This window comes from Janthinobacterium sp. GW823-FHT03B06, assembly GCF_058796955.1.
This window is the reverse complement of record NZ_JBXAJE010000001.1, coordinates 851,424-876,589: the sequence shown is the minus strand read 5'-3', so window position 1 is coordinate 876,589 and position 25,166 is coordinate 851,424. Positions and strand designations below refer to the sequence as shown.

The window sequence follows — 25,166 nt, the reverse complement described above, 5'->3', positions numbered from 1 at the left end:
AACATCAGAGTACAGAATGCCGGTGCGGGCCATGAAATCACCTATGAACGAAATTTAGTAACGTATTACATGATACGTAATATTGGATAATATTACGATATAAATTTGAATGATTCTTGAAAAATATAAGTCGCGATAAGATCGCTTATCGCGTGTTATGGGGGTGTTTGGCGTGCTATTCTGTGTGTCTCACAGTACAAAACCCCGATTTCGCCGCCGCCATGCCCGATTTGCCCCTCCCGAAACGCCGTATCGCCGTGCCAAAAAACGCCGCCTTGGCTCCTGTGCCGTTACGCGGCGCCCTGGTCGATGCCGAGCTGGCCGTGCGCCACCAGGCGTTTCTCGCTGCCGCCACGTCCGACAACACGCGCCGCACCTACCGTTCCGCCATCCGCCACTTCCAGGCCTGGGGCGGGGCGCTGCCTGCCGACGAGTCCACCGTCATCCGCTACCTGATGGCGTATGCGGACAGCCTCAACGCGCGCACCCTGGCCCTGCGCCTGACGGCGCTGTCGCAATGGCATGTGTACCAGGGCTTTGCCGACCCCGCGTCCACGCCCACCGTGCGCAAGACCCTGGCCGGCATCGCGCGCCTGCACGGCAAGCCGAAAAAGAAGGCGAGGGCGCTGCCCCTGGAAGACCTGGAGTTGATCGTCGCCAGGCTGGCCGCCCTGGGCACCAACAAGGCCTTGCGCGACAGCGCCTTGCTGCAGCTGGGTTTTTTTGGCGCTTTCCGCCGCAGCGAACTGGTAAGTTTGAAGCTGGAAGACATCCGCTGGGAGCCGCAAGGCCTGGTGATCACCTTGCCCCGTTCGAAAACGGATCAACTGGGGGAAGGCATCGTCAAGGCGATCCCGTTCGGCGACGGCATCTGCTGCCCGGCTACGGCCCTGCGCGCCTGGCTGGGCGTGGCGGGCATCGCCGCCGGGCCGCTCTTGCGCACCGTCAACCAGTGGGGCCATGTGGGAGGAAAAGGATTGCACGCGAGCAGCATCAACACGATATTGGAAGGCTGCGCCCGGCTGGCCGGGCTCGATTACGTGCCGGAACTATCGAGCCACAGCCTGCGCCGCGGCATGGCCACCAGCGCGCACCGCGCCGGCGCTGATTTCCAGGCCATCAAGCGCCAAGGCGGCTGGCGCCACGACGGCACCGTGCATGGCTATATAGAAGAGGCGGGCCGCTTCGAGGAAAATGCGGCGGGGAGTTTGTTGAAGGGGAAGAGGAAGCCAGTGGGGTGAGGCGGCCGCCTGCACCGTGCTGGCATCACTGCAGCGCGAACGGGATGGCCAAGCTGATGCTCGTACCATGGGGTTACCGGTCGCCCGCCCCACCATCCTGCAGTTCTCCTTGGTATTTACATCTATGGTTACCTCAATCGAATCCAGTCCAGCCGCCGACTGGAGCGTGAGGCGCAGCGTAATGTCGAACTGATGTGGCTGACCGGGAGGCTATCTCCCGACTTTAAAACCATCGCTGATTTTCGTAAAGATAACGGCCCCGCCATCTGCAAAGTGTGCCGCCAATTCGTGCAGGTATGTCGCAGGCTCGATGTTTTCTCGGACGGCAGCGTGGCAATCGATGGCAGCTCGATGTCGACCAGCGGACGAGGAACCGCCACCGTCGGATACAACGTGCAATCTGCCGTCGACACAAAGCACCACTTGATCGTGGCGCATGAAGTCACCAACACAGGAAATGATCGCGCCCAGCTGGCCTCAATGGCCAAGCAAGCTGAGGTGATCACAACGGCGCGCTCTTGGGTCGTTAGGTGGAAATAGAGTCTGGGTATCGCAACACCTTACAGGAGCAGGTGTTGCACTTGTTTTAGAGAATGCCACCATTTTGTTGAAACGTAAATAATTTACTTATTTTTCAGGAAGTCGTAGACAGAAACAATCATTCCGAAAAAAAATACCAAAAAACCAATCTTTGCAAATAAATTAAAAAAATAATTTCTCGATTCGAAACTTATTAGTACCATTGAGCCGGCAATCAAAAATCCACACAACGTTATCAACGTTCCTCTTTTAATACCTTTGTTTTTCATATCAGTTCCAGATAAAATAAAATCCAACTATTTTGCAAGAAATAATGCATTAAGCGGAATTTGAGGCTTAACAAAATTGCAACAAGGCCGATCTCAATTATCAAGTGCAACACCGGATTAATGAGTCGAATCGGCTTGTAATTGCAGTCTGATTATGTGTTCAGTACGGGCAATGGCCTTTTCCAGACGAGCGTTTGCCTGGGCCTTGTATTCAGCGATAGTGCGATGGCGTCGAGTTCCTCCTGGGAATAAATCGATCGATCCGAGCCCTTGGGCATGTACTGGCGCAGCAGGCCGTTGGTATTTTCGTTCAATCCACGTTGCCAGGGGCTGTGCGGATCGGCAAAGTAAATATGCACGCCGGTACGTTCGGTTAATATTTTATGGCCATGCATTTCGCGTCCTTGATCGTAGGTCATCGATTTGCGCAGCGCTTCCGGTTCACGGTTCAGCACGGCCAAGAAAGCGACTGCGCGGTTTACGAACCTGGTTATGGTGTCGTAAGCAGGCGATCAGCTCGCGCTTGAGTTCGCCACGCGGGTGCAGATAGATAGCGTTGTAGAAGGTCTCGTGCAAGACTGTTTTATCGGTTTCAGTAGGCCACATGGCCTTCAGTATGTTGGAAATTTGCCGAGGCGACCAGAGTCGATTGAAATCGTGCCGCTCGATTTGAAAAAGAACGCTGCCCGATTCCATCTTGGGTGTACGCCTTGGCATCACTCGACGCGCCGCACTTTGCAAATGCGCCAGGTTCGCATTATAGGCGCCAAGGCCGGCATTGCGCCGGATTTCGCGGCTAGTCGAACTGGGTGAATGGCCAAGTGTTTAGCAATAGTTCGGACGCTGCACTGGTCATCGCGCATCGTCATCACGACGGCGCGCTCTTTGGGCGTTAGGTGGGAATAGAGTCTGGGCATCGCAACACCTTACAGGAGCACGTGTTGCACTTGGTTTTAGAGAATGCCCTTTGATGAAATGAATGCGCTCCCGGGCCGGGTCGCCAAAGTACTCCACCAGCCGGATCTGGTATCCATTGCGGATCAGCAAGCGCAGCATGGCTGGATACCGGTTCATCGATTTCACCGTGATGTCCGCAAAGCCGTGTGCGCTGGCCCAGGCTTCCTGGGCTTCCAGCGGCAGCTGCGCCAGTCCCGTCTTGCGGTGCGCGGGCAGCACGCCGCCGAGCCAGCTATACAAGGAGCCATCCTCGGCACGGTAGCCCAGCTTGCAGCCGGCGGGCTGGCCGTCCGCTTTCGCGATCAGCACCAGCGCGCCGGCGGGCAGCCGGTCCTGCAGCTGCGCCAGGCTTCCGCGATGGTGCCGGGCCATATCACGCGGCCGCTTGTTCCCGGGGACGGATGATCATGCAGGTGGCCGTCGCGTGCGCGTACACTTTGCCGGCTTCGTCGCGGATCGTGCCTTCGGAAATGACCAGGTTGCGGCCTGCATTGATGACTTTGCCTTCCGCAAAGACCGTCACGTTGAAAGGCAGGGGGCGGCACATCTTGATGTTCAGGTCCGTCGTGCCGTAGCTTTCGCCGGCCGGCAAGACCGTGTGCGTGGCGCAGCCCGTGACCGTGTCGAGCACGGTGGCGGCGAAACCGCCGTGCACGCCGCCCATGGGATTCGTGTGGTTTTCATTCGCCGTGGCCGTGAAGATCACGCGGCCGTGCTCGATCGTGTGCGCATCCATGGGCATGGTCTTGGAAATGCCGGGCCGGGGGAACAGGCCTTGCGCGAATGCTTGCATCAGTTGCAAGCCGGTCATGTCGTTGGGGTGCATGGGTAACTCCTGTGGTTGTGATGGGGGAATGAATCAGACGTCCTGCGCAAAACGCAGGCGCGAGGCGTGCAGCAGGAAGCGGGCGACGACGGCCAGCTCTTCCTCGCTGAAACCGGCTTTCAGTTGTTCGTTCAGGCTGTCGAGCAGGGGCAGGGCATGGGCCAGTACCTCGCCGCCCTTGGCCGACATGTGCAGGGTGCCGGCGCGCGCGTCGAGCGCCGACTGGCCCCGCACGATCAGGCCGTTTTCTTCCATGCGCGCCACCAGGCCCGTTACGGCCGAGTTTTTCAGCTGCAATGCCCGCCCCAGATCCTTCAATTGGCAGCCTTCTTCGCCCTTCAGGGCAAACAGGGCGACCACTTGCGTGCCGGAAAAGCCCAGTTCGCTGGTGAAAACCGCATCAGCCGAGCGGAACAGGTTCTGCCGGGCCAGGTTGAGCAGATTGAACAGGCGCGGCGAACGCTCGCCCAGCGGGCAGGCGGCGGCATCGGGAAGGTCTGGCTGGGGGGAGGTATTGGTACGCATGCGAAGTATACTACTACGTATGCGTAATAAATCAAGCGACTATTTTCAGTCGCGCTGGTGGCGCCCCACGTAGCGGGCGCGGGGCCGTATCAGTGCCGCGCTGGCGGCTTGCTCGGCGGCATGCGCTATCCAGCCGGCCGAGCGGGCCAGCGCAAACACCACCATGCCCGCGCCCTCAGGCCAGCCGAACGCCAGTTCCATGGCGGCCAGCGCCAGGTCGGCATTCGGGCGGGCATCGAGCAGCTGGCCCGCTGACGTGCAAACGGCCAGGATGGCGGACAGATGGGGGTGTCCGGGCGACAGCGCCGACAAGCGGTCCAGCAGATACGCGGCGCGCGGGTCGCCGTCTGGATACAGCGGATGGCCAAAGCCGGCAAATTCCGGTGCGATGGTCTTGTAATACTGGCCGATGGCGGCCCTGGCGTCCGGTGCGGCCAGCGCCTGCGTCAACATGCGCCTGGCCGCCGCGCTGCCGCCGCCGTGCTTGTCGCCGGACAAGGCCGCCAGCCCGGCCATCAGCGCGGCGGGCAGGCTGGCGCCCGTCGAAGCGACGCAGCGTACGGCAAACGTCGACGCGTTCAATTCATGGTCGGCCAGCAGCACGAGGGCCGCGCGCAGCAATTCCGTTTGCTGCGCATCGGCTTGCCACGCCCAAGCCAGCTGCCGGTGCAGCGGCAAGGCGGACGCCGCCGTCCGGAGCAGGGCGGCGGCCAGCAGGCGCATCAGGGCGGGGCCGGATGACAGCATGCTTGCAGGCAGATTCGCGGACGTGGACGCCAGCATGGCCAGGGCGAGCATGGCGCGCGCCGGCGGCGGCGCGTCCGGCGCGCTGGCCAGTCCTGGCGGCAGGGCCGGCGCGTCCTGCTGAAAATAGTCGCTCGCGTTATCGTCCCACAGCAGGCCGGCAGTCGCTTCCAGCGTCGCGGACTCGGCCAATGCCGTCGCATCGCAGCCCCGGTACAGCAATCGTCCATCGAGAATGTGGGAAATCCGTGTCTCCAGCACGGGCAGGCCCCAGTGCATGGCGGCCACGGCCGTCTGGCCGCCGCGCTTGGCGTCGTTCTTGCGGGCCGCCAGGCGCAGCACGTCTTCCTGCGGATAGCGCTTGCGGCGCGATGCACCGTTGCTGACGGAGGCCAGCAAGCCCCGGCTCACATAGGAATACAGGGTGGGCAGGCTGACGTTCAAGAGGCGCGCGGCCTCGGCAGCAGACAGATCGTTGTTCATGGCGGCCATTGTAGCGGCTGTCACTTTATATTGATTGGTGGAATCAAGATTGACGGGCCGGGCGGCGCGTCACTAGACTCATGCCTTTCCAGGAGTCTCCATGAGCACACACACCATTCGCACCCTGCGCCCCGATGACGCCGCGCCCTTGCTGGCCTTCGAGCAAGCCAACCGGGCCTGGTTCGAGCACCATATCGACCGGCGCGCCGATGATTTTTACAGCCTCGACGGCATTCATGCCCACGTCGCGCAATTCCTGGACGAGCACGCACAGGGCCGCATGCACCCCTGCATCATCGTCGATGAACACGGACAATTGATCGGGCGCGCCAACCTCAAGGACATTGACCAACAGCAAGGCGTAGCCGAAGTCGGCTACCGCATCGGGGAATTACAGGCTGGCAAGGGCCTGGCCACGGCCGCGCTGCGCCATCTGATTGATCTGGCGCAAAACGAATGGCAGCTGGCCAGCCTGTGCGCCTACGCCATCGACGGTAATGCGGCGTCGATCCGCGTGCTGGAGCGCTGCGGTTTCGTGCAGGGAGTGGCCGTGTCCGATATCGCCATCGTGGAAGGCATGGTTGTCGATGGCCATGCCTATGCGCTGCAGTTGCGCTCGGCTGGGGTAGACTCTGCCAGGTAATAGATAAGCAACGTTGACAGATATGAATCATGATGGCCCAAAACGCGCAGAACGCATTGGCATCGTCGGCGCGTCGCTCGCCTACCACCGGGCCAGCAAGGGCCACAAGTCACCGTGGTCGAGGCAGGCGGCATCGCGTCCGGCGTGACGGGGACCTGATTTGCCTGGCTAGCACCGCAGTTGAGGCAAACGCCGGAACAGGCTGTCCACGAGCCGGAGCAGGGCGCCATCGACGCCGTTGCCGCAACCCACGCCTTGCTGGCAGCGGCCGGGGCGCTCGGCGCCACGGTCCGCACGCATACCGTTAATGCGACAGCACCGAATCGCGCGACCTGTGCCCGAGGTAAGGCAACAAGCTGATTAATCCAAGCACTGCCAGCGCGACGCCGACCCACAGTGGGGAGCGCAAGCCGTAGCCGGCGGCAATGCCGAGGCCGCCGAGCCATGAGCCGGCGCCCAGGCCGATGTTGATGACGGAGGTATGGACGGTGTTGACCAGGGGCCCGGGATGGGCGGTTTTCATCACGCGGGCGATGATGGCGGGATTCATCGACATGCCCACGAGGCCTGTGACGACCAGCAAGGCGACGCTGATGGCCTTGTCGTGCGCAAAGACCGCGAACAGTGCCAGGCTGATGCTCAGGATGGCCATGCCCCAGACCATGATGGGCGTGGTGTAGCGGTCCGCATAACGGCCGACCACGCCATTGCCCACCACGTTCGCGATGCCGTAGACGCCCAGCAGCCAGGGGATCGAAGACGCTGGAAAGCCGGTAATTTCCGTCAGGATGGCCGCAAAGTAACTGAACGCCGCGAAAATCGCGCCGATGATGAGGCCGCTGCTGGCATACGCTGCCCACAGGTGGCGGTTGCGGAACTCCCCCAGTTCCTTGCCGAGGCTGACGATTTCGGACGGCTTGGCGCGCGGCACCAGCACGGTGATCAGCGCCAGGCACAAGAGCGCCAGCAGTACCACCAGCCAGAAGCTGGCGCGCCATCCCAGGTGCTGGTCGATGAGCGTGGCGACCGGCACGCCGACCACCGAAGCGAGCATGAGGCCGCCGATCACGACGGCGGCGGCGCGTCCGCGCGCGTTGGGGTTGACGATGTCGGCACAAATGGCCAGGGACAAGCCAAAGCAGGTGGAGGCCGCCACGCCCGTGACCACGCGTGCGATGGCCAGGATGTCATAGCTGGTGGCCGACGCGGCGACGGATTGGGCAAGGATATAAAAGCCCAGCAGCCACAGCAGTCCCTTCTTGTTCGGCACGCGCAGTTTGAGCAAGGCAATGGTGCTCAGCGGCCCGCCGATGACCATGCCCATGGCATAGAGCGAGATCAGGTAGCCGATCCGTGTCACCGGTTCGTCCATGGCCAGGGCCAGCGACGGCATCATGCCCGCCACCATGAATTCGGATGTCGTTAACGAAAAGATCGTCAACCCCAGAATGTAAACAACCAGCGGCATAGCAATATCCTTCGAGATTAATAACTAAAACACTCGCCAGGCGGGCGCGCGCCCGGGCCGTATGGGGCTCGGGCGCGCGCCACATTCTGGTCAGGTGTTGCAAGACGTAAAGACGCTATCCGGAATGTCGCCGACTAGCAGGTTGGGGAAGTCGCGTACCGAAAGGTGCTGCGGATCATTGCCGGTGACCATGCGCAGCAGGCGGTTGCCGCCGGTCTCCAGGTAAAAGACCGATGGCGGCTTGCCCGCACGCTCGACTACCCAGGCGTCCGCCTCCTGGCCCAGCACGGTGTGGCGGCCGTCGTGACGCGCGCCGCCGTCCAGCAGCACGGCTTGCGGCAGGAACAAGTCATGGAACGGCGTGACCTCGTCGGCCAGCGCCGTGCCCTGCAGCTGCTCGCCAGTTGCCTGCGCCTGCCTTGCGTAGGCCACTTTCTGCTTGCGGCTTTGTTCGCGCCTGGCATCGCCGATTTCCGACATCCACAGCAGGTGCCCATGTTCCTTTTCCGACCAGGGATTGAACAGGCCATCGATGCGGCAGATGTTGCGCGCATAGTCGAACCAGCAATAGCCGGACGTGACTTGGTCGTCCTCCTGCATCGGTGTCCAGTAGGAAATATAGGCGCTGCTCCATTGCAGCGGCAGCAGCGGCGGGGCGAGGTGTGTCGGCATGGCAGCTCCCTAGCGGCCCAGCGCGTAGCCGAGGCTGGCCATCAGCGCTTCCTGCAGCGACGGCAAGTCCTTGCGGCGCGCGTCGAAGCTGGCGGTCAGCTCTTCATTGCTCAGTCCGATACGCTCGCCCACGCTTTCAAACCACAGGCGGCTGCTGTTGGCGTGGTCCTTGAACAATTGCATCAGGGGCACGGCGCGGGCGTTGAAGCTGTCCAGGGCGGCCGCCGTGCCGGCTTCGGTATGGAGGATCTTGACCAGCAGCAGGGCTGCCACCACCGCCATGGTGGTGCCATGGCCGATGGAAAAATGCCCCGATTGCAGCGCATCGCCGAGCAGCACGAACTTGCCGTCGCAGGCCCGGTCGCGGCTGAGAGTCATGAAGTTGCGCCAGCCCTGGCCCGGTTGGCTCTGCAACCCGTGCTCACCGAGTTCGGCCTTGAAGGTTTGGGCGATATACGCGGCGGCGTCGCGTTCGGACAGCGCCTCCAGCCCCGCCTTGGCGTACGTTTCTTCGCTGCATTCGACGATAAAGGTGCTCATCGTGTCCGAGTATTTATAGGCATGGCCGATGAAAATCCCTTGGTCATTGCTGCGGAACACCAGGTTCATCTGGTCGAACAGCTGGGTGGTACCATACCAGATGTATTTGTTGCGGCCGAAATCGATGTGCGGCGCCAGCGCGGGCGGCAAGTCCAGCGATTTGTAGTTGACGCCATTCGACACCACCACCAGGTCGTACTCGGCTTCCAGCTGCGCCTTGTCCGCCGGCGGCGTTTCATAGCGGATGGCGATGCCGGCCGCCACGCACTTGGCGCGCAAGGCCTGCACCAGGGCCTGGCGTCCCACGCCGCACAGGGTCACGCCGGTGCTCATCAGGTTGGGCTGGTCGTGATGCACGAGCTTGAATTCTTCCAGGAACTGGGGATTGAGCCGTTCCGGCTGCTCCAGGTAGGAGAGCGGATTGGCAGGATGGCGCGGCGGCCGTCCCGGCAGCACCACGCCCCAGCCCAGCACTTCTTCCGGGGTATTTTTTTCCGTAATGCTGATATTCCAGCCCGGTTGGGCTTGTTTCATCTGACTGGCAAAGATCAGTCCTGCGGGTCCTGCGCCGATAACGAGAATGTTCATTAATTTACCCTTCCAAGTTTGTACCAAACGTTTTGTTTCTTCTGGATTTGCTGCAGTTCATCGTAGGGAACCGATGTGAAGTACAGTTTCTCCGCCATGTCTGGCGGATAAACACGGGGGAATTTCTTGTGCATGTAGCGCGTGTAGCGCGTCTGCAGGAAGAAAATCAGATTCGGATTGCTCAGTGCTTCATAGTTGGCGATCGCCATGTCCTGCATGGCGTCCGCCTGCACCTTGCGCTGCTGCGTGAATTCGGACAGGGCGGGGCCCAGGGCATTGCCATGCTTTTCCAGCAGGGAAACGAAGACGTGGACGTCTTCCAGCGCCATGTTCATGCCTTGTCCGAGGAAGGGGGCGGTGGCATGCGCCGCATCGCCGATCAGCAGGATATTGGCCTTGTAGTGGAAGGTGCTGGAGCGGACATTGATGAGGTCGTTACTGGGCAGCGTCATGAACTGCTCCAGCATCTCCTTGCGGTGCTCCGGCGGCAGGCTGCCGAAGTAGCGGCTGAAGAAGTCGGCCATGGCTTCGCGGTTCAGCGTGCCCAGGCTCGGTGTGCCGGTGTAGGGCAGGCACAGGGCAAAGCTGATGCTGCCGTCCGGAATGGTGGCCGCGCGGCCGGCAAACAGCCCCTTGGAATCCATGCCGAAGAAGTACAGCAAATCCTTCCTGAAACCCAAGTCCGCCGCGTTCGGCAACACCAAGGTTTTGTAGCCATGGCGGAAGTAACTCTGCCTGAACTCAAAGCGGCGCACGCCGCTTTGCATGGCGCGCCGTACTGCGGAGTGGGCGCCGTCTGCGCCAATGATCAGGTCGCCATCCAGCTGCCGTACGGCGCCGTCCGGGGCCTGGATCAGTACGCTCTTTCTTTCCAGGTCGACATCCAGGCATTTATGCTCAAAGTAATACTTCACCTCGTGCTTGACGGCATGCCGGTTCAGCAGGCGCTGGAAGGCCGTGCGGTCCAGCGACAGGGGAAACAGGCCTTCGAGCGGGGTCAGCTCGCGTATCCGGTGCCGGCCGCCCACGCTGAACGCCATGCCGACGATGGGCTCGCCGCACTGGTCGAGCTCCTGTTTATTGATGCCGGCTCCCAGGACGGCCTTGATGCCGCGTACCGTCATGCTCACGCCGATGGCGCGCGAGTTCACCGGGTCGGCGTTTGCGGCACTCTCCAGCAGCGGATCGCCGCGTTTTTCGACAACGTGGACATCGTGTCCCCGTTGCGCCAGATAAATGGCGCTGAGGCTACCTGCCAGGCCTCCGCCGACGATAATGATTTTATGCATTTCAGGCCTCTCTTGACATCTTTCCCCGAGATAAATCGGTAAGTTGCTGATTGAAAAACTCCAACATTTCTATCGGCGCCATGCCGATGACATCGCTCTCAAGGCTGCGCGCATACTGCGCCAGCGCCAGGCATTTCTGCGCCAGCATGTCGCAGCCCAGACTGTAGTCGCTGCTGACCCGGCTGCCGACCGGCTCGGGCACGGGCGGTCCCGCGTGGCGGCCGGGCAAGCCGGACGGCATGTTCATCAGGGCCGCCGACAGGGGACGCAACAGGCCGGTCATGATGTCGATCGAGGCGTTCATCAGGCGCGAGCGGCGCAGGCTGCCCAGCGGCTGCTGCGCGAAATGGTGCGCCATCAGCAGGAAGGTCAGTTCGTAGCACCCCTGATACAGCCGCATCAGCGCGCGCGCCTTCGGGTCGGTCACCACGCTGCAGTCCGCGCGCGCTTCCAGCACGGGATTCTTCAGCGCCGGCAGGGCCGGCTCGAACGGCTTGTCGCAGGCTGAAAACTTGCCGGCGACGGCACGCAGGCGGTGGAAATGGGACGAGGCGAAATGTGGCGAATCGACAGCCACGCCTTCTCCCTGCTCGGTGACGAAGTCGATGGCGAACAGCGCGCTGTCGCGGTCGGACACTTCCAGCTGATAGCCGGGATAGGCGCGGTTGGTCAGTTCTTTCAGGAACAGGTGGTGTTCGCCGCCGCGCTTGCCGCCGCCGTTCTCGAACAGGCCGGGCAGCTCGGCCACGGCCTGGCGGATCGCCGTATAGAAGGTCGCGATGGATTTGCCCGGCGTGGGAATATAGTCGGGCCATTCGAAACGCACGAAGCGGGCCAGCACGTGTTCGGAAAATGGCTCGAAAGCAAATTCCGTGTCCAGGCCAAAACGCTGGCGCGCCTGCTGGCCCAGCACCGGGGTGCCGCTATAAAACGGTTCGCCCAGCGCCATCAACACATTGTTGACTAATAAGTAGTGAATCATTTCTTCATGGGCGATTTCCAGCAGCGCGCCGCGCGTACCGCTGTTGCGGCGCCGGTCTTCGCCGCCGCAGGCCAGTTCCAGCTCGGCCGGCAGCCAGCGGCCGGCCCGCACCAGCGCCGCCCCCTGCGCGTAATTGGGAATCGAATACGCGGCATACAGGTATTGCAGCATCAGCGACAATTCCAGGTCGATGGCCTTCTTCAGCTCGTCGATCAGCTCCGCCTTGCCGCCGATGACATGCTGTGCCGCCGGTTGCGGCAGCGCCGCCTTGGCCTTTGCCTCGACCTGCGTCAGGTATTTCAGGAACAGGCGCGACTTCGGCAGCGACAGTTCGCGGGTGCTGGGCATGTAATAGCTCTTGTCGCGGTTCTGCGGATCGCACATCTGCCACATCAGGCGCGAATACGTTTCGCACTTGCACTGGTCCGCCAGGCTGAAGACCTTGTCCGACATGAAGGGGTACACGAGCTCGTAGTAGCTCATCACATGCCGGTAGAGGAAGGCGTAGTCGACCTGTTCGGCCGGTACGTCGTCGAGGTCCCAGTCGTCGGGCAGCACGCGCACGCCGAGGTACTGTTTGTCGTTGCCGGTCCCCAGCACGATCCTGGTCGCGCCCGGCTGGCGGCCCGTCAGGGTCAGCGCCGTATAGCCATGCCCGAGCGGCGACGGCTGCTGCTCCACGGCCAGCAGCGCACCGTCCTCGGCCTGCGCTGACAGGGACGCAGGTGCCGCCAGCGCGCCGCGGAAGCGGCTTTGTACGGTGATCGTCTGCGGAAATTGCTCGTGCTTTTTCCGGTTCGGCGCTTCCAGGTACAGCTGGTTGCTGTCCGATTGCAGCACCCAGTCGGCTTCTTCCCACTGCGCCTGTGCGCTGCCCAGGCTGAGCGCACCCGAGGCGGCGGCATGTTGCAGCGGCACATCGAAGACGCCATGATGGCGCCAATAGTCGCGGTACAGCTGCTCGGGAATCCGGGCCAGCAAGGTGCCGGCGCCGTCATGCAGCAACAGCTCGCCCAGCGCCTGCTTGCCGCCCAAGGCATGCGTCGGATGCTGTTCCGAGACGGCGCCCGTGCCGCGCGTGGTGAACGGAATGGCGGTCGGCATGTTGAACGAGACGCGGTCCGCATGTACTTTTACCAGCACCGGCCCCAGACTGCCCTGGCGCGGCTGCAGCAGGCGGCCGGCCGGATAGGTGGCAAGCTCGTCGCGCCGCCACAGGCCGATGCTGCCGGCCAGATCGTAGAACACGGGCGAGTCGGGTTTTTGCGGCGTGGACATGTTGAACAGGCAATACTGCACCGTCAGTCCCAGCACCTCGTCGTCGGCCAGGGCTTGCTGCAAGGCATGCATGCTGGCCGGCAGCGGCAGGTCCGCATTGAACAGGAAATGCGGGTCCCCCTTTGCCACTGAAAACTGGAACAGCCTGGAGCGGCCGAATTCATCATCCAGGAAATGCCCGCTGCGTTCCGTGATATGGCCGCTGCCGAGCCAGCGCACCGAATGCGCCTGCGCGATGTCGGCGGTGAACAAGGTGGGCGTGTTTGGCGTGGCCAGTTTGTCGCTCAAGGTGAACTGGCCGGCGTAGATCAGCGTGGTGTCCGGCTGGGCCGGGTTGTTGTCGATCCACCTGGCGCGGTTGAACGTCGTACGCAGATACTCGTTGTAGTGGCCCCACAGCGCCAGCTTGGCGCCCACCAGCGCGTCTTGCGTATCGACCTCGCCATCGCGCAGCTGGACGCCCGTGATCCTCGCGTTCTCCCACGAGAAATGATTGTTGCCGCAAAAGTTATAGCCTGCCGCCTGGCTGAAGATGCCGTCCGGATCGGGCTTGCCCTCCGCATTGAAACGGGGGGCAAGCTGTTTCAGGTGCGCATGGAATTCGGCCGGCGGCCGGCTCAGGTCGACAGCTTCGCCCGCCATCGATACCGCATTCGTGGCGATATCGATGTTGCCATGCGTATTGCGATTCCCGGTCGGCACATTGGCGCGGGCAAAACCCCGAAAATGCAGGCGGGGGAAGTCAAGTAGGCTCATGCGCGCTCGGTCGAGGTAGTGATGAAGGTATCGTTGGCGGCGGCGACGTCTTCCAGCTGATCTAGCCGTTGCAGCAACAGGCCGCTGGCTTGCTGGGCACTGATCAGGCTGCCTTCCATCCAGCCGCAATGCGCGGTATACGCATCCGAACAGGAAATGATGCCGTCCCGGTGCAGCAGGACGGCCGGATGCTCGGCTTCCGGCTCCACGCAAAACTCGACGCCATGGGGCCAGAACTTGTGAAAGTGCGCCTTGATCTGCGGCAGCGGCTGACCGTCGAGCGGCAGCACTTCTTCCAGGTGGCTGCGGACACGCTCCAGGTACACGTCTTCACCGAGCTCGAGGCTGTCCCGCCAGTAGGCGGCGCTTTTGCTGTCGGTATAGAACAGCACATATTTGTCGCTCTTGAAGTAGATCTTGCGCAGGGGATTTGCCGCCATCAGCACCTTGTCGGTCAGCCCGAGCGCGTCCCACCAGGCCGTGTCGAACGTCAGGAAGCCCTTGAACAGGGGCAGCGAGTCGTACTGGAACGGACTCCAGGCGTGCGGGAAATCCAGGTTCAGGCGCGGCATGGCGGACGGCGGGATGGCCATCACCAGATGGCGTGTGCGGTGCATCTGCGTGTCGCCATGGTGGCTGAAGGCGAGCACATGCTCGGCGCCGGATTTTTCAACGGACAGCAGACGATGTTCGAGCCGGAATTCCACCCCGGCGGCCTGGGCCTGGTGCTGCAACTGGCACAGCAACGCGTGGTAGCCGTCGGTCGCATAGTGCCACTGGTTGGCGGCGTTTTCCGTAAAGTGCTGCGTTTCCGGGTGTTTCTTGATGATGTCGTAGGCCATGACCGCCGACACCATCGGCAGCAGCAATGCGTCATAGCCGGTCGCCTTGATGATGTGGGTGGCCTTGGCGGCGCCCAGGTAATGGCTGACGAACGCGAGGAAGGAGTCATTCGGATGCTCTTTCAGCATCGGGCTCAGGTCATCCAGTGTTGCCTTCAGCTCTTCCAGCACGCTATCGTGGGAGATGACTTCGGTGAACGGGTAGACCGCATGCGGCAATCCGCTACCCTGCATGAGTTGCTGGAAATGCGGATGCAGCTGCGGCGAGTAGCGGGCGGCGCCCAGTTCGGCGATTTCCTCGCCATCTATTTTCCGCGACTGGATGCGGCCGCCGACGGTGGCGTTCAGGTCGAAGACCCGGATGCGCAGCTTCCTGCCGGCGGCGCCGTCGATCAGCCGATTGGCGCAAGTCAGGCCGCCTATGCCGGCGCCGATGATGCAAATATCAGAATACGTGCTCATACGAAATTCCTTTTTAACGTTCATTAAAAAAGCTGCAAAATCGTTAGCAAAAGTTTCCCCAGCTCGTGTAGGCAAGAGAGGGGGAACGCTGGGTGTTACCGCACTTGGCGAGCGTTATCGGCTGGGAAATGAAGAGCCTGGCGAGAACTGGCGTTGCGTCTGGTATGGTCGATTCTTGGCAGCAGAGTTTCTGTTTCAAATCAAAGATGGCACCGACAATAGCCCGGGTATCGGGCTGTCAGTTTGATAAATATCAATGTAGTTGTCGTCTGCAAGGCGCGCGCTGATCAAGCGCGAATGTTGCTACGTTCATCGAAAACAGGAGGCACCATGTCCGAATTCATCGACTTATTTCAATGGTCCGCCTTGGCCGCTTCGCTGCTGGTGGCGTCGCTGGTGGGTTCGCGCACGGCTGCGCGGCGCCTCGCCGGGTTCTAGATATCGCCATCGTGGAAGGCAAGGTTGTCGATGGCCATGCCTATGCGCTGGAGTTGCGGCGCCCGTGGTAGACTCGGTCTTGTGATAAATAAGCAAAGTTGTCAACTATGAATCAAAGTGCTCCAGAACGCGTCGTCGTCATCGGCGCCGGCATCGTCGGCGCGTCGCTCGCCTACCACCTGGCCAGCAAGGGCGCACAAGTCACCGTGGTCGAGGCGGGCGGCATCGCGTCCGGCGTGACGGGCACCTCGTTTGCCTGGATTAACACGTCCTGCGCGGGGATTGATCCCATTGCGGCCCTGCGCGGCGACGCCATCGCGGCCTGGCGCCAGCTGGAAACGCAGGTGCCGGGCTTGACGGTACGCTGGCACGGCGCCTTGTCGTATGGCACGCAGGATGGGCGCGTGTCGCCTGAATCCATCGTGATTGACCGCTCGCGCATCGCCCGGCTTGAACCGCAGCTGCGGCAGCCGCCGGAACAGGCCGTCCACGAGCCGGAGGAGGGCGCGCTCGACGCCGTTGCCGCAACCCACGCCTTGCTGGCAGCGGCCGAGGCGCTCGGTGCGACCGTCCGCACGCATACGCCCGTGCTGGGTTTTACCGTTCAGGACGCGCAGGTGACGGGCGTGGAAACGGCCGCGGGCCTCATCGAGGCTGATATGGTCGTGCTGGCGGCGGGCACAAGCACTGCTTCGCTGGCGGAAAAGCTGGGCGCCAGCCTGCCGATCCACGCCTCGCCCGCCATCTTCCTGCGCTACCAGGCGCCGCCCGGCCTCGTGCGCGGCATCATTTCCAATCATGCAATGGGAGTGCGGCAAGCCGAGGACGGGACCATGCTGGCAGCGGAAGACTATCTGGACGACGCGCCGGAAAACCAGCCCGCCGCCATCGCGCTACGCACGGCCTGCGCGATTAGGGCAGAACTGGCGGGCGCCGATGCCATTGTGCCGGAATTCGCCGGCATCGGCTTGCGCCCCATGCCCGCAGACGGCGTACCCGTCATCGGCTATCTGCCAAATATCAAAGGAGTGTACGTATGCGCCATGCATCCGGGCGTGGTGCTGGCCGCCATCGTGGGCCAGCTGGCCAGCGGGGAGATTGTCACTGGCGAGCCAGCGCCGGCCCTGGAGGCTTGCCGGCCCGCGCGTTTTCTGGCGTGCTGACTTTTAAGGCACGGCTACCACGAACACGGGCAGGACGAACGGCACTTGCTCCTGCGCATCGCCTTCCTCCGACGGGGCCTGCATGAAATCCTCATTGCGCCAGTCGCCGTTGACCACGCGCTCGGCGATCAGCGCCATATCCTGCGTTTCGCGCAGTTCGCAGCGAAACGGCAGCCGCCCATGCGAGCGCGACACCAGGCTGAAACGCAACTGCCGGCATTGCGCATCGTGCCAGCAATAGAACAGCATATCCTCGCCAGCGAGGGCACTGCGGCGCGCCGCGATCACCTTGCCGATGAAGGCGACGATATCGGCCGCATGAATCTGCGGCGTTTCCTCGTCCGTGGGCGAAAAGCTCCACATATTGGTCCTGGCTTCGTGGTTGAGGTCGTCGGGATCGACAAGCACCTCATCGTCTTGCGCCATTTCCAGCCATGCATTGACGGTCTTGCCATTCATCATGTCATTATGCATCCCATGTTTCAAAAGCTGTCCATACCGACCGCCATGCGCCATGCGGAAGTTTGGCCTGCATGGAAATGGAAAGCCCGCCCGTGCCCAAACAATCACCTGGCTGCCATAGCGCATTTTCCAGACTCAGTGCCCGTGCTCTTCCCACGTCGACATTTGTCATTGCATTTATGTCATAGCCGACTTCCAATATGGGATGCAGCACTTTTCCATTGGCGGTCAAATATAAAGTATTGACATGCACCTTGGGTTTGTCGAAACGTTCGTAAAACCTTGTTGCTGCGGATTTGAAGCCCTGGTCAATGGCGATGCTGATGGTCGCAGGACCATTGCACCCCAGAAGCGAAGCAAGCGCCCAATAGTCATGATCGGCAGTGACAAGCCTGGCCAAACAGCGCTCTATCCATGCCGCTTCATCAGTTCTGAATTCCTTCCAGTATGGAGACAATGAATTCTGAAGGTAGCCGACTTCATGCAATGCCCCGACCAGGTTAATTTGCTTGTCCACGCAATCGATATCTTGCAACAAATGGGTGGTGGCGGCGGCGACTGCATATTCGCCCTTGTCCGTGGCTTTATCTGCGAGTTTTTTCAGTTTGGTGCTAATACTCATTATTTTCCTGGCGCGGGCGATGCCGCGCGCGTTGTGCATTTAAGTTCAGATTGTGCCATAGCTCAGCCTGTAAACTTCCGCTCCTGGCGTGCCGGACCAGCTCTCAGGAACGGGCGACTATCGAGTATTCACAACCTCAACAATTCCGCATCGCTATGCATGCACTCACCCCCTAGGTCCATCCGCCAACAACTCCGCCAGCCTGGTCGTCAGCCACAAACTCGTCTCGCTGAGCTTCTTCCCATGTATCGACAGCCGCCGCACCGGTAGCCTGGATAAAGCCAGCGCAGGGCAGGGCACTTCCTGCAGATAGCCCTTGTAATTGTCGTAATTGGCGATATTCAGGGGCAAAATCGCCCAGCCCAGCTCGTCCGCGACCATTTCCGCGATGCTATAAAAACTGTCGGAAAACCAGACGGCGGGGCTGAAGGCGTGTTCGCGGTTGAGCTCGGAATCCATGATCAGCTGGCGGTAGCGGGTCAGCTCGTTGCGGCTTACTTCCTGGCCGTGCGCCATGGGGTGGCCCTTGGCCACGAACACGCCTTGCGCCACGCTGCCGATGTGCTGCTGTTCCAGCACGGGAGAAATCGGGCCGCGGTCGAAGTGGAAGGCCACGTCGGCTTGCTGCTGCTCCACGTATTGCGCCACTTCCGACGCCGTGGCGTTGAGCATCACCAGTTCCAGCGCCGGGTAGCGCGCCGCCAGTTCCTTGACCAAAGTGCCGATGGCCAGGTAGGGCAGGGCTTCGTCCAGCGCCAGGGTCAGCTGGGCTTCCGGCGCCTCGCTCAGCAGCTGGGCGCGCAGCTGCAAGCGCTCGGCCTGGCGCAGCAGTTCGCACGCTTCGAGGTGCATGACCTTGCCCGCTTCCGTCAGCACGGCGCTGCGGCGCGAGCGGTCGAACAGTTCCACGCCGAATTCCGCTTCCAGCAAGCCGATCGAGGTGCTGACCACCGATTGCGCGCGGCCCAGCCGGCGCGCCGCGCCCGAGAAAGAACCGGCCGCGACGGCCGCTTCGAAGTAACGCATTTGTTCCAAAGTCCATTGCATCGCATCCACCTATCTGTTTTACAGATGGATTTTAACTTGAATGCCATTCAGGGGCGACATAAAATGGTATTTACCAATTCAACAACACGAGATTCGCCATGAGAAACGCCCAAGCCCATACCCCCGCCATCCGCTTCAGCTGGTGTCACGACGCCACCGCCGAAGATACACTGTGCAAGCTCTACCTTGACAACGTCAGCGCCGACTATATCTCCCATTCCGAGCTGCAGGGCGAACGGGCCGATGCGCCCGGCAACTGGCGCGCGGACTTGCCTGAAGTGATACGCGGCGAAATCCGCGCCGCCCTGTCGCACGACTGGGCACATGGCGATTCGACCCTGCTGGCCGTCGCCACCTTGGGTGACACCATCGTCGGCATGGCCTTGGTGTCCATCGACACGCGCCAGCGCGCCTCGAAATCGTTCGCCGCGCTGGATGACCTGGTCTTGCTGCCTTCCGTGCGCGGCAGCGGCATCGGCAGCTTGCTGGTGGAGTGGGTGGCCGACGAGCTGCGCAGCCACGGCATCGCCCGCCTGTTCCTCGAATGCGGCGCGCACAACTTGAAAGCACAACAATTCTTCCAGGGCCGCGGCTTCAAGCAAGTGTCCGTCGTCATGCTGCGCGAACTCGACGCAACTACAGCGAGTGCCGCCGTGGATGACAAGGATGGCGACCGTGGCTGACGCCCGCCGCCCCCGACAAGGCCAGGCCCGTGGCAGCCTGGAACGTAAATATTTGCGCAGCACCAGATTCATCCAAACCGACAGTTGTTAAAAGTTACACTAAAATCCATGAGTTGTTTATGCATCCAATGAAAAAATGGCTGACGCTGGCCATCGTCTCCAGCGCCCTGTTCCTGATCGTGGTCGACATGACCGTGCTCTACACCGCCTTGCCCGCGCTGACGCGCGACTTGCAAGCCACTTCCTCGCAAAAACTGTGGATCATCAACGTCTACGCGCTGGTCGTCTCCGGTCTGTTGCCCGGCCTCGGCACCCTCGGTGACCGCTTGAGCCACAAACCCGTTTTCCTCGCCGGCCTGGCCGTGTTCGGCATCGCCTCGCTGTGCGCCGCGTTTTCGCCTGCGCCGGAATGGCTGATCTTTGCCCGCGTATTGCTGGCTATCGGCGCCGCCTTGATGATGCCGGCGACCTTGTCCATCATCCGCCTGACCTTTACGGACCACCGCGAGCGCTCGTTCGCCATCGGCGTGTGGGCGGCGATTGCCTCGGGTGGCGCCGCGTTCGGCCCCGTGCTCGGCGGTTTCCTGATGGAACATTACTGGTGGGGTTCCGTCTTCCTGATCAACGTGCCCATCGTGCTGCTGACCTTGGTATTGGCCACTGTCATCCTGCCGAAACGGGCCGGTAACCGCGACAAGCCATGGGACTTGAAAGGTTCCCTGCAAGTCATGATGGGTCTGCTTGGTGGCGTGTATGCGATCAAGGAATTGGGCAAGTCGCAGCCCTCGTATGCGCTGGCCGCCGCCTCGTTCGCCGTGGGTGCCTTCTTCATGCTGAAATTCGTCCGTCGCCAGAAGCGCCAAGCCCGGCCGCTGATCGACTTTGCCCTGTTCCGCGAACTGCCGTTTTCCAGCGCCGTGGCCGCCGCCATGGTGGCGTCCGCCGCCCTGATCGGCATGGAACTGGCGCTGAGCCAGCACATGCAGCTGGTGCGGGAACTGTCGCCGCTGGAAGCGGGTCTGCTGCTGCTGCCGCTGCCGCTGGCATCCGTGTTTGCCGGTCCGTTGACGGGTTTCATGCTGCCGCGCGCCGACAAGGCCAAGGTCTTGTGGGGTTCGCTGTTGCTGTCCGGTATAGGCATGGCATCGTATCTGGTGCTGCATGACGCCGCCGTCTCGGCGCAAGTGGCCAGCCTGGTGATCCTGGGCCTGGGCCTGGGCGCCGTCATGACGGCCGCATCGAGCGCCGTGATGCTCAACGTGGCTCCCCAGCAAGCCGGCATGGCCGCCTCGATCGAGGAAGTGTCGTACGAACTGGGCGCCGTGATCGGCGTGACGGTGCTGGGCACCATCATGTCGGCCGTCTACAGCGCCACCCTGGTGATCCCGGAAAGCGCGGGCCTGCTGCCGAACGCCCATGACACCTTGGACGCGGCGCTGCTGGCCGCCGAGCAATTGCCGGCCGAACTGGGCTTGCAAGTGTCGGAACTGGCCCGTTCGGCCTTCGACAAGGCATTTATTGTCGTGCTGGCAACGGCTTCCGCCATCCTGATGGCGGCCGCCGCCACCATCCGCCACCTGCATCTGCGGGCGCGCCGCGCGGCCTGCATGCCGGCCTGATCGCAAGCAACTGACCGCAAAGACCGGCACCAGCCGGCCTCATTGCCCGGCGACCGTCTTCCCGCCGGGGCCGGGCAACACCTGCCGGATCGCTGCCTCGACGATGTCGGGCGTCGTCAATGCCATCTGGTGGCTGGAATCGGCCACCATCCTGACCGCCTGCGGGTACAGCGCGTTGACGCCGTCGCGGGTGGTTTTATCCATCCTGAACGCGCCAAAGTCGACGGCGATCGCCGTGCTGGAGACGGGCCGGTTTTCCAGGCGTACCACGAGCTTGTCGATGTCAGGCAGGCTCAACACCATCTTGCCCGTCGCATCGATCTGTTCGATTTCGCGCCAGACGGCGCGTGAAAAGGCCAACTGGCCCACGATGCGCGTCAGCAATGGGAAATCCTGTACCGGCTTCACCATGCGCGGATACAGCGCATCGACCAGCACCAGGGCCTTGACTTCCTCAGGGTAAGTGCGGGCAAACAGCTGCAGGTACAGGCCGCCCAGCGAATGGCCGACCAGCACATAGGGCGGATGCAAGCCCTTGAAGCGCAGCACGGCGCGCAGCTCCTCGACGATGGTGCGGCCGTCGCGCGGCGCGGCGGCCGCTTCGCTGTTGCCATAGCCGGGCCGGTGATACGCGAACACGGAGGTGTCCAATGCCAGCCGCTCGGGCACCACGCCCCATTTGTCCAGCGTTGCGCGCGAACCATTCTCGAACACCACCACGTCCCGCGAGGTGGGATGGCGCAGGATCAGCGATTCCACCAGGCGCCCGTCGACCTTGTCGATGACGGGGGCGGGCAGGGTGGCAAGGGCGGGCTGCGCGGTGGCGGCACACAGTAAACATATCGGCAATAGCTTGAACATGGGCGTTTCCGGCAATAAAAATGCCAGCATGGCCAACGGCGACGCCCGCCGCACGGGCCTTGCGACGAATCGACAGCCAGGGCGACGGAAGGCAAGCGGGCAGGACGCGCTACATGGCCCGGAACAGGTGGACGAAGGCGCGGCTCACGGGCAGCTCGCCCGCGTGGCCGCGCATGTGCACGAATAAACGGCTGGCGTCGTCGCGGCGCGTGCCGTCCAGCCAGGCCAGATTGATCAGGGTAGAGCGGTGCACTTGCCAGAACTGTTCCGGATCAAGCTGGGCGGCCAGGTCCATGATGGGCGTGCGGATCAGGAATTCGCCATCCACGCTGGCGACGACCGTGTACTTGTCGTCGGCATGGAAAAAGCGCACCTTGGCCACGTCGAGGTGGTGCGTGCGCTCGCCCCTGGACGCGAGGATGTAGCGCAGCCGGGGGCGGGCAGGTCCGGGCGCGGCCGTCAGTTGCTGCAGCGCCAGTGCCATGGCCGCACTGGCGGGCGGCAAGGGCGCCACCGACCGCAAGCGCGCCACGGTACGGGCCAGCCTTTCGGTGGTAACGGGTTTCAATACGTAATCGAGCGCCGCCTGCTCGAAGGCTTGCAGGGCAAACTCGTCGAAGGCGGTGACGAACACCACGCGGGTAGGGCCTTCGATGCCTTGCGCCACCTCAAGGCCGGACAGCCCCGGCATCTGGATATCGAGAAAGGCGATATCGGGTTCCAGCTCGGCGATGCAGGCGGCGGCCTCGACGCCATTGCGCGCCATATGAATGATCTGCAAGTCCGGCCACAGGGCCAGCAGCTGGTCGCGCAGGTAGAGCGCCAAGTGCGGTTCATCGTCCGCGATCAGGGCGCGCGTCATGCGGCCTCCACTGGGCATGCGCTGGCGGCGCGCTGGTACGGCAGCTCCAGCACGGCTTCGGTGCCATGCTCGCGCCCGCGCAGGAGCAGGCTGGCCTGCGCGCCGAACTGGGCCTGCAGGCGCGAGCGCAGATTGGCCAGCGCCATGCCGCTGCCCGGACGCGGTGGCTTGCCTGGGGCCGTCAAGCCCATGCCGTCGTCAAGCACGCGGATTTCAAGACGGCCCGCGCGCACCTCGGCATGCACGACGACGCTGCCGCCGTCCAACATGGGCGCCAGTCCGTGCACGATGGCATTTTCCACCAGCGGCTGCAGCATCAGCGTGGGCATGCTGGCCAGGCGCGCTTGCGCGCTGGCGTCGATGCGGAAACGCAGGCGCTCGTCCATGCGGATCTGCAGCAGGCACAAATACTGGCTGGCCATGTCGAGTTCCGCTTCCAGCGTGCTGTCGCCCTGGCGCAGCTGCGACAGGCTGGCGCGCAGGTAGCCGGAAAACGTTTCCAGCATGCGTTTCGCGCGCGGCGGATCGTAGTCCATCAGGCTCTGGATGTTGGCCAGGGTGTTGAACAGCAGGTGCGGCTCGATCTGCCCCTGCAGCAGGCGCAGGCGCGCCTCCGTCACCTCGCTTTGCAGCTGCTGCTGGCGCAGGCGCGAGCGCCACCAGGCCCAGTTGGCGCCCATGACAAACAGGATGAAGACGGCAAACTTGGTCAGCGCGGCAGGCAGGGAGACGAACATGCCCCACAGCTTGAAACCCACCAGTATCGGGACGATGGTGAAGCCGATGCTCATGCCGAGGATGATGGCGGCCAGGGACAGCGCGCCCAGGCCCATGCCGGCGCGGATGTCGCGCACATGCGACATGCGCTCGACGAGCGGCGTCGGCAGCCAGCGCCCGGCCAGGCGCAGCACGCCGAACAGGGTATGCACGATGCACAGGCAGATGCCGATATTCGGCAGCAGCGAGGCCCACCACCAGTGCGGCCGGTCGACCCGGCCGAAGATGGCGACGACGGCCATCAGGCCCAATGCCAGGGCGATGCCGATCAGGGAGATGAGCAGCAGGCGGGTGAGGGTGGGCACTTCGTGCCGGGGGCGCAGTTCCCATAGGGAGCGCCAGCCCTGCAGCAGGGTCGTTTGTCTGGTCATGGGCGTAGTGTAGCGGCCGCTTGTCTTGTTGACCAGAACATGGCTTGCCGTTCGTCGGCCCCATTGTCGATTCGTCGCATGCGCCCGGCCATCCGCTGGCCCGGCTGTCAATCTGTGTTCTCACCCACCGATTACCAGGAGCCACATGAAGCACAGCATTATTTCCCTTGCCTGCGCCATCTTTTGCAGCGCCCAGGCAGCCGCCGCAGCCATCCTCCCTCCCATGGCCGGCATTCCCGCCGGTGTGTTTACCATGGGCAGCACGGAGCCGCGTATCGGCGATGGCAGCCATAATCCGGCCGAGGGGCCGCCCCACGAAGTGCGCGTGGCCGCATTCCGACTGGCAAAATACGAGACGACGGTGGCGCAGTTCCGGCAATTTGTTGCCGCCACCGGCTATCGGGCGGCTGGCGAATGCTGGGATTTCGACCGCACTGACGGCATCGCGCTCAAGGAGTCGGGCTGGGACGCCCCCGCGCATGCGCCAACGGACTACCACCCCGTCATGTGCGTGAGCTGGAACGATGCGACGGCCTATGTGCAATGGCTGGCGCGGGAAACGGGCCGCCCATTCCGCCTGCCCAGCGAGGCGGAATGGGAATACGCGGCGCGCGCCGGCACCAGCACGAAATACGCGTCCGGCGATGTTCCTGAACAATTGTGTAGCTACGCCAACATGAAAGACCGGCGTTTCAAGGCCGCGGCCTGGCGCGATCACGGCCTCGACATGCTCGTCACTGATTGCGACGATGGCGCCGAGTACACGGCTGTCGTGGGCAGCTATGCGCCCAACGGCTACGGCTTGCACGACATGATGGGCAACGTGGCGGAATGGGTGGCCGATTGCCAGCATCCCGACTACCGGGGTGCGCCCGCCGATGGATCGGCCTGGCGCAGCGGCTGCGAGGTGGAAGGCGACTATTTTATGACACGCGGCGGCAGCTATTCGTCCTCGCGCCAGGTGCTGCGCAGCGCCGCGCGCGGACATGGCGGACGCGGCAATGCCAGCAGCCTGGGCGAAGGCTTCCGCATCGCCGAAGACCTGGGTAGCTGCACGGCCAGCCAGTGCGTCGATGGCGACGCCACTTTTGTCGCGGCGCTGACAGCGGCGCGACAAGCACGAGACTGATGGCTTGCTCAGCGCAGCAACGGCCGT

At 62.6% G+C, this 25,166-nt stretch carries 22 protein-coding genes and 2 pseudogenes; 7 read left to right on the top strand and 17 right to left on the bottom strand.

Annotated elements, in window-relative coordinates; translation table 11 throughout:
- Positions 1-182: 182 nt before the first annotated feature.
- Both AC1RBA_RS04070 and AC1RBA_RS04065 read left to right on the top strand, forming a co-directional pair.
- The gene (locus tag AC1RBA_RS04070) at positions 183-1,241 is read left to right on the top strand and encodes a site-specific integrase (RefSeq protein WP_492416737.1); all 1,059 of its coding nucleotides are present in this window, start codon (positions 183-185) and stop codon (positions 1,239-1,241) included.
- A gap of 75 nt (positions 1,242-1,316) precedes the next feature.
- Positions 1,317-1,739: pseudogene (locus tag AC1RBA_RS04065) on the top strand (transposase); the annotation flags it as partial.
- Positions 1,740-2,202: 463 nt separating this feature from the next.
- Here the strand turns inward: AC1RBA_RS04065 and AC1RBA_RS04060 are convergent.
- From AC1RBA_RS04060 to AC1RBA_RS04040, 5 genes and pseudogenes are all read right to left on the bottom strand, one after another.
- Positions 2,203-2,967: pseudogene (locus tag AC1RBA_RS04060) on the bottom strand (IS30 family transposase).
- Positions 2,903-3,379 (bottom strand): GNAT family N-acetyltransferase, encoded by a 477-nt coding sequence (locus tag AC1RBA_RS04055; RefSeq protein WP_492416735.1) that lies wholly within the window; start codon positions 3,377-3,379, stop codon positions 2,903-2,905. The pseudogene AC1RBA_RS04060 and the gene AC1RBA_RS04055 overlap by 65 nt, the downstream one beginning before the upstream one ends.
- A gap of 1 nt (position 3,380) precedes the next feature.
- On the bottom strand, positions 3,381-3,833 hold the full coding sequence (locus tag AC1RBA_RS04050; protein ID WP_070288367.1) for a PaaI family thioesterase: 453 nt from the start codon (positions 3,831-3,833) through the stop codon (positions 3,381-3,383).
- Between the two features lie 33 nt (positions 3,834-3,866).
- Positions 3,867-4,358, bottom strand: a complete 492-nt coding sequence (locus AC1RBA_RS04045) for a MarR family winged helix-turn-helix transcriptional regulator (protein WP_083287543.1) — start codon at positions 4,356-4,358, stop codon at positions 3,867-3,869.
- 45 nt (positions 4,359-4,403) lie between these two features.
- Positions 4,404-5,585 (bottom strand): citrate synthase, encoded by a 1,182-nt coding sequence (locus tag AC1RBA_RS04040; protein ID WP_492416733.1) that lies wholly within the window; start codon positions 5,583-5,585, stop codon positions 4,404-4,406.
- Positions 5,586-5,685: 100 nt separating this feature from the next.
- Between AC1RBA_RS04040 and AC1RBA_RS04035 the strand changes: the two genes are divergently transcribed.
- Positions 5,686-6,228 (top strand): GNAT family N-acetyltransferase, encoded by a 543-nt coding sequence (locus tag AC1RBA_RS04035; RefSeq protein WP_492416731.1) that lies wholly within the window; start codon positions 5,686-5,688, stop codon positions 6,226-6,228.
- 304 nt (positions 6,229-6,532) lie between these two features.
- On the opposite strand, the gene AC1RBA_RS04030 is transcribed toward AC1RBA_RS04035, so the two are convergent.
- The 6 genes from AC1RBA_RS04030 to vioA form a co-directional block, all read right to left on the bottom strand.
- Complete coding sequence (locus tag AC1RBA_RS04030) at positions 6,533-7,696, bottom strand: MFS transporter (protein WP_492416729.1); 1,164 nt, start codon at positions 7,694-7,696, stop codon at positions 6,533-6,535.
- 90 nt (positions 7,697-7,786) lie between these two features.
- On the bottom strand, positions 7,787-8,368 hold the full coding sequence (gene vioE / locus AC1RBA_RS04025; protein WP_492416727.1) for a violacein biosynthesis enzyme VioE: 582 nt from the start codon (positions 8,366-8,368) through the stop codon (positions 7,787-7,789).
- 9 nt (positions 8,369-8,377) lie between these two features.
- Positions 8,378-9,496 carry a flavin-dependent violacein biosynthesis monooxygenase VioD gene (gene vioD / locus AC1RBA_RS04020; protein ID WP_492401410.1) on the bottom strand — a complete coding sequence of 373 codons (1,119 nt, stop codon included), beginning with the start codon at positions 9,494-9,496 and terminating at the stop codon, positions 8,378-8,380.
- Positions 9,496-10,785: an NADP-dependent violacein biosynthesis oxygenase VioC gene (vioC, locus tag AC1RBA_RS04015; protein WP_492416726.1), complete on the bottom strand. Its 1,290-nt coding sequence runs from the start codon at positions 10,783-10,785 to the stop codon at positions 9,496-9,498. The genes vioD and vioC overlap by 1 nt, the downstream gene beginning before the upstream one ends.
- 1 nt (position 10,786) lies before the next feature.
- Complete coding sequence (gene vioB / locus AC1RBA_RS04010; protein ID WP_492416725.1) at positions 10,787-13,801, bottom strand: iminophenyl-pyruvate dimer synthase VioB; 3,015 nt, start codon at positions 13,799-13,801, stop codon at positions 10,787-10,789.
- Positions 13,798-15,105, bottom strand: a complete 1,308-nt coding sequence (gene vioA, locus AC1RBA_RS04005; RefSeq protein ID WP_492416724.1) for a flavin-dependent violacein biosynthesis tryptophan-2 monooxygenase VioA — start codon at positions 15,103-15,105, stop codon at positions 13,798-13,800. The genes vioB and vioA overlap by 4 nt, the downstream gene beginning before the upstream one ends.
- 545 nt (positions 15,106-15,650) lie before the next feature.
- On the opposite strand from vioA, the gene AC1RBA_RS04000 reads away from it, so the two are divergent.
- The gene (locus AC1RBA_RS04000) at positions 15,651-16,706 is read left to right on the top strand and encodes an NAD(P)/FAD-dependent oxidoreductase (RefSeq protein WP_492416722.1); all 1,056 of its coding nucleotides are present in this window, start codon (positions 15,651-15,653) and stop codon (positions 16,704-16,706) included.
- A gap of 3 nt (positions 16,707-16,709) precedes the next feature.
- Here AC1RBA_RS04000 and AC1RBA_RS03995 read toward each other — a convergent pair whose 3' ends face one another.
- The 3 genes from AC1RBA_RS03995 to AC1RBA_RS03985 all read right to left on the bottom strand — a co-directional run bounded on the left by AC1RBA_RS03995 (position 16,710) and on the right by AC1RBA_RS03985 (position 18,837).
- Positions 16,710-17,180, bottom strand: coding sequence for a hypothetical protein (locus AC1RBA_RS03995; protein WP_492416720.1), 471 nt, complete (start codon positions 17,178-17,180; stop codon positions 16,710-16,712).
- Positions 17,173-17,790: a hypothetical protein gene (locus tag AC1RBA_RS03990; RefSeq protein WP_492401405.1), complete on the bottom strand. Its 618-nt coding sequence runs from the start codon at positions 17,788-17,790 to the stop codon at positions 17,173-17,175. Before AC1RBA_RS03990 ends, AC1RBA_RS03995 begins: the two co-directional genes overlap by 8 nt.
- Before the next feature lie 165 nt (positions 17,791-17,955).
- Positions 17,956-18,837, bottom strand: coding sequence for a LysR family transcriptional regulator (locus AC1RBA_RS03985; protein WP_070254474.1), 882 nt, complete (start codon positions 18,835-18,837; stop codon positions 17,956-17,958).
- Positions 18,838-18,935: 98 nt separating this feature from the next.
- On the opposite strand from AC1RBA_RS03985, the gene AC1RBA_RS03980 reads away from it, so the two are divergent.
- Together AC1RBA_RS03980 and AC1RBA_RS03975 are read left to right on the top strand one after the other, a co-directional pair.
- Positions 18,936-19,520, top strand: coding sequence for a GNAT family N-acetyltransferase (locus tag AC1RBA_RS03980; protein ID WP_492416718.1), 585 nt, complete (start codon positions 18,936-18,938; stop codon positions 19,518-19,520).
- 128 nt (positions 19,521-19,648) lie between these two features.
- On the top strand, positions 19,649-21,139 hold the full coding sequence (locus AC1RBA_RS03975; RefSeq protein WP_492417171.1) for an MFS transporter: 1,491 nt from the start codon (positions 19,649-19,651) through the stop codon (positions 21,137-21,139).
- Between the two features lie 39 nt (positions 21,140-21,178).
- Here AC1RBA_RS03975 and AC1RBA_RS03970 read toward each other — a convergent pair whose 3' ends face one another.
- The 3 genes from AC1RBA_RS03970 to AC1RBA_RS03960 all read right to left on the bottom strand — a co-directional run bounded on the left by AC1RBA_RS03970 (position 21,179) and on the right by AC1RBA_RS03960 (position 24,010).
- Positions 21,179-22,000, bottom strand: a complete 822-nt coding sequence (locus tag AC1RBA_RS03970; protein ID WP_492416716.1) for an alpha/beta fold hydrolase — start codon at positions 21,998-22,000, stop codon at positions 21,179-21,181.
- A 109-nt stretch (positions 22,001-22,109) separates the two neighbouring features.
- Positions 22,110-22,862 (bottom strand): LytR/AlgR family response regulator transcription factor, encoded by a 753-nt coding sequence (locus tag AC1RBA_RS03965; RefSeq protein WP_492416715.1) that lies wholly within the window; start codon positions 22,860-22,862, stop codon positions 22,110-22,112.
- Positions 22,859-24,010 (bottom strand): sensor histidine kinase, encoded by a 1,152-nt coding sequence (locus AC1RBA_RS03960; RefSeq protein WP_492401401.1) that lies wholly within the window; start codon positions 24,008-24,010, stop codon positions 22,859-22,861. The genes AC1RBA_RS03965 and AC1RBA_RS03960 overlap by 4 nt, the downstream gene beginning before the upstream one ends.
- 145 nt (positions 24,011-24,155) lie before the next feature.
- Between AC1RBA_RS03960 and AC1RBA_RS03955 the strand changes: the two genes are divergently transcribed.
- A complete protein-coding gene (locus tag AC1RBA_RS03955; protein WP_492416713.1) occupies positions 24,156-25,139 on the top strand; it encodes a formylglycine-generating enzyme family protein in 984 nt (327 codons plus the stop codon).
- The last annotated feature ends 27 nt before the right edge of the window (positions 25,140-25,166 follow it).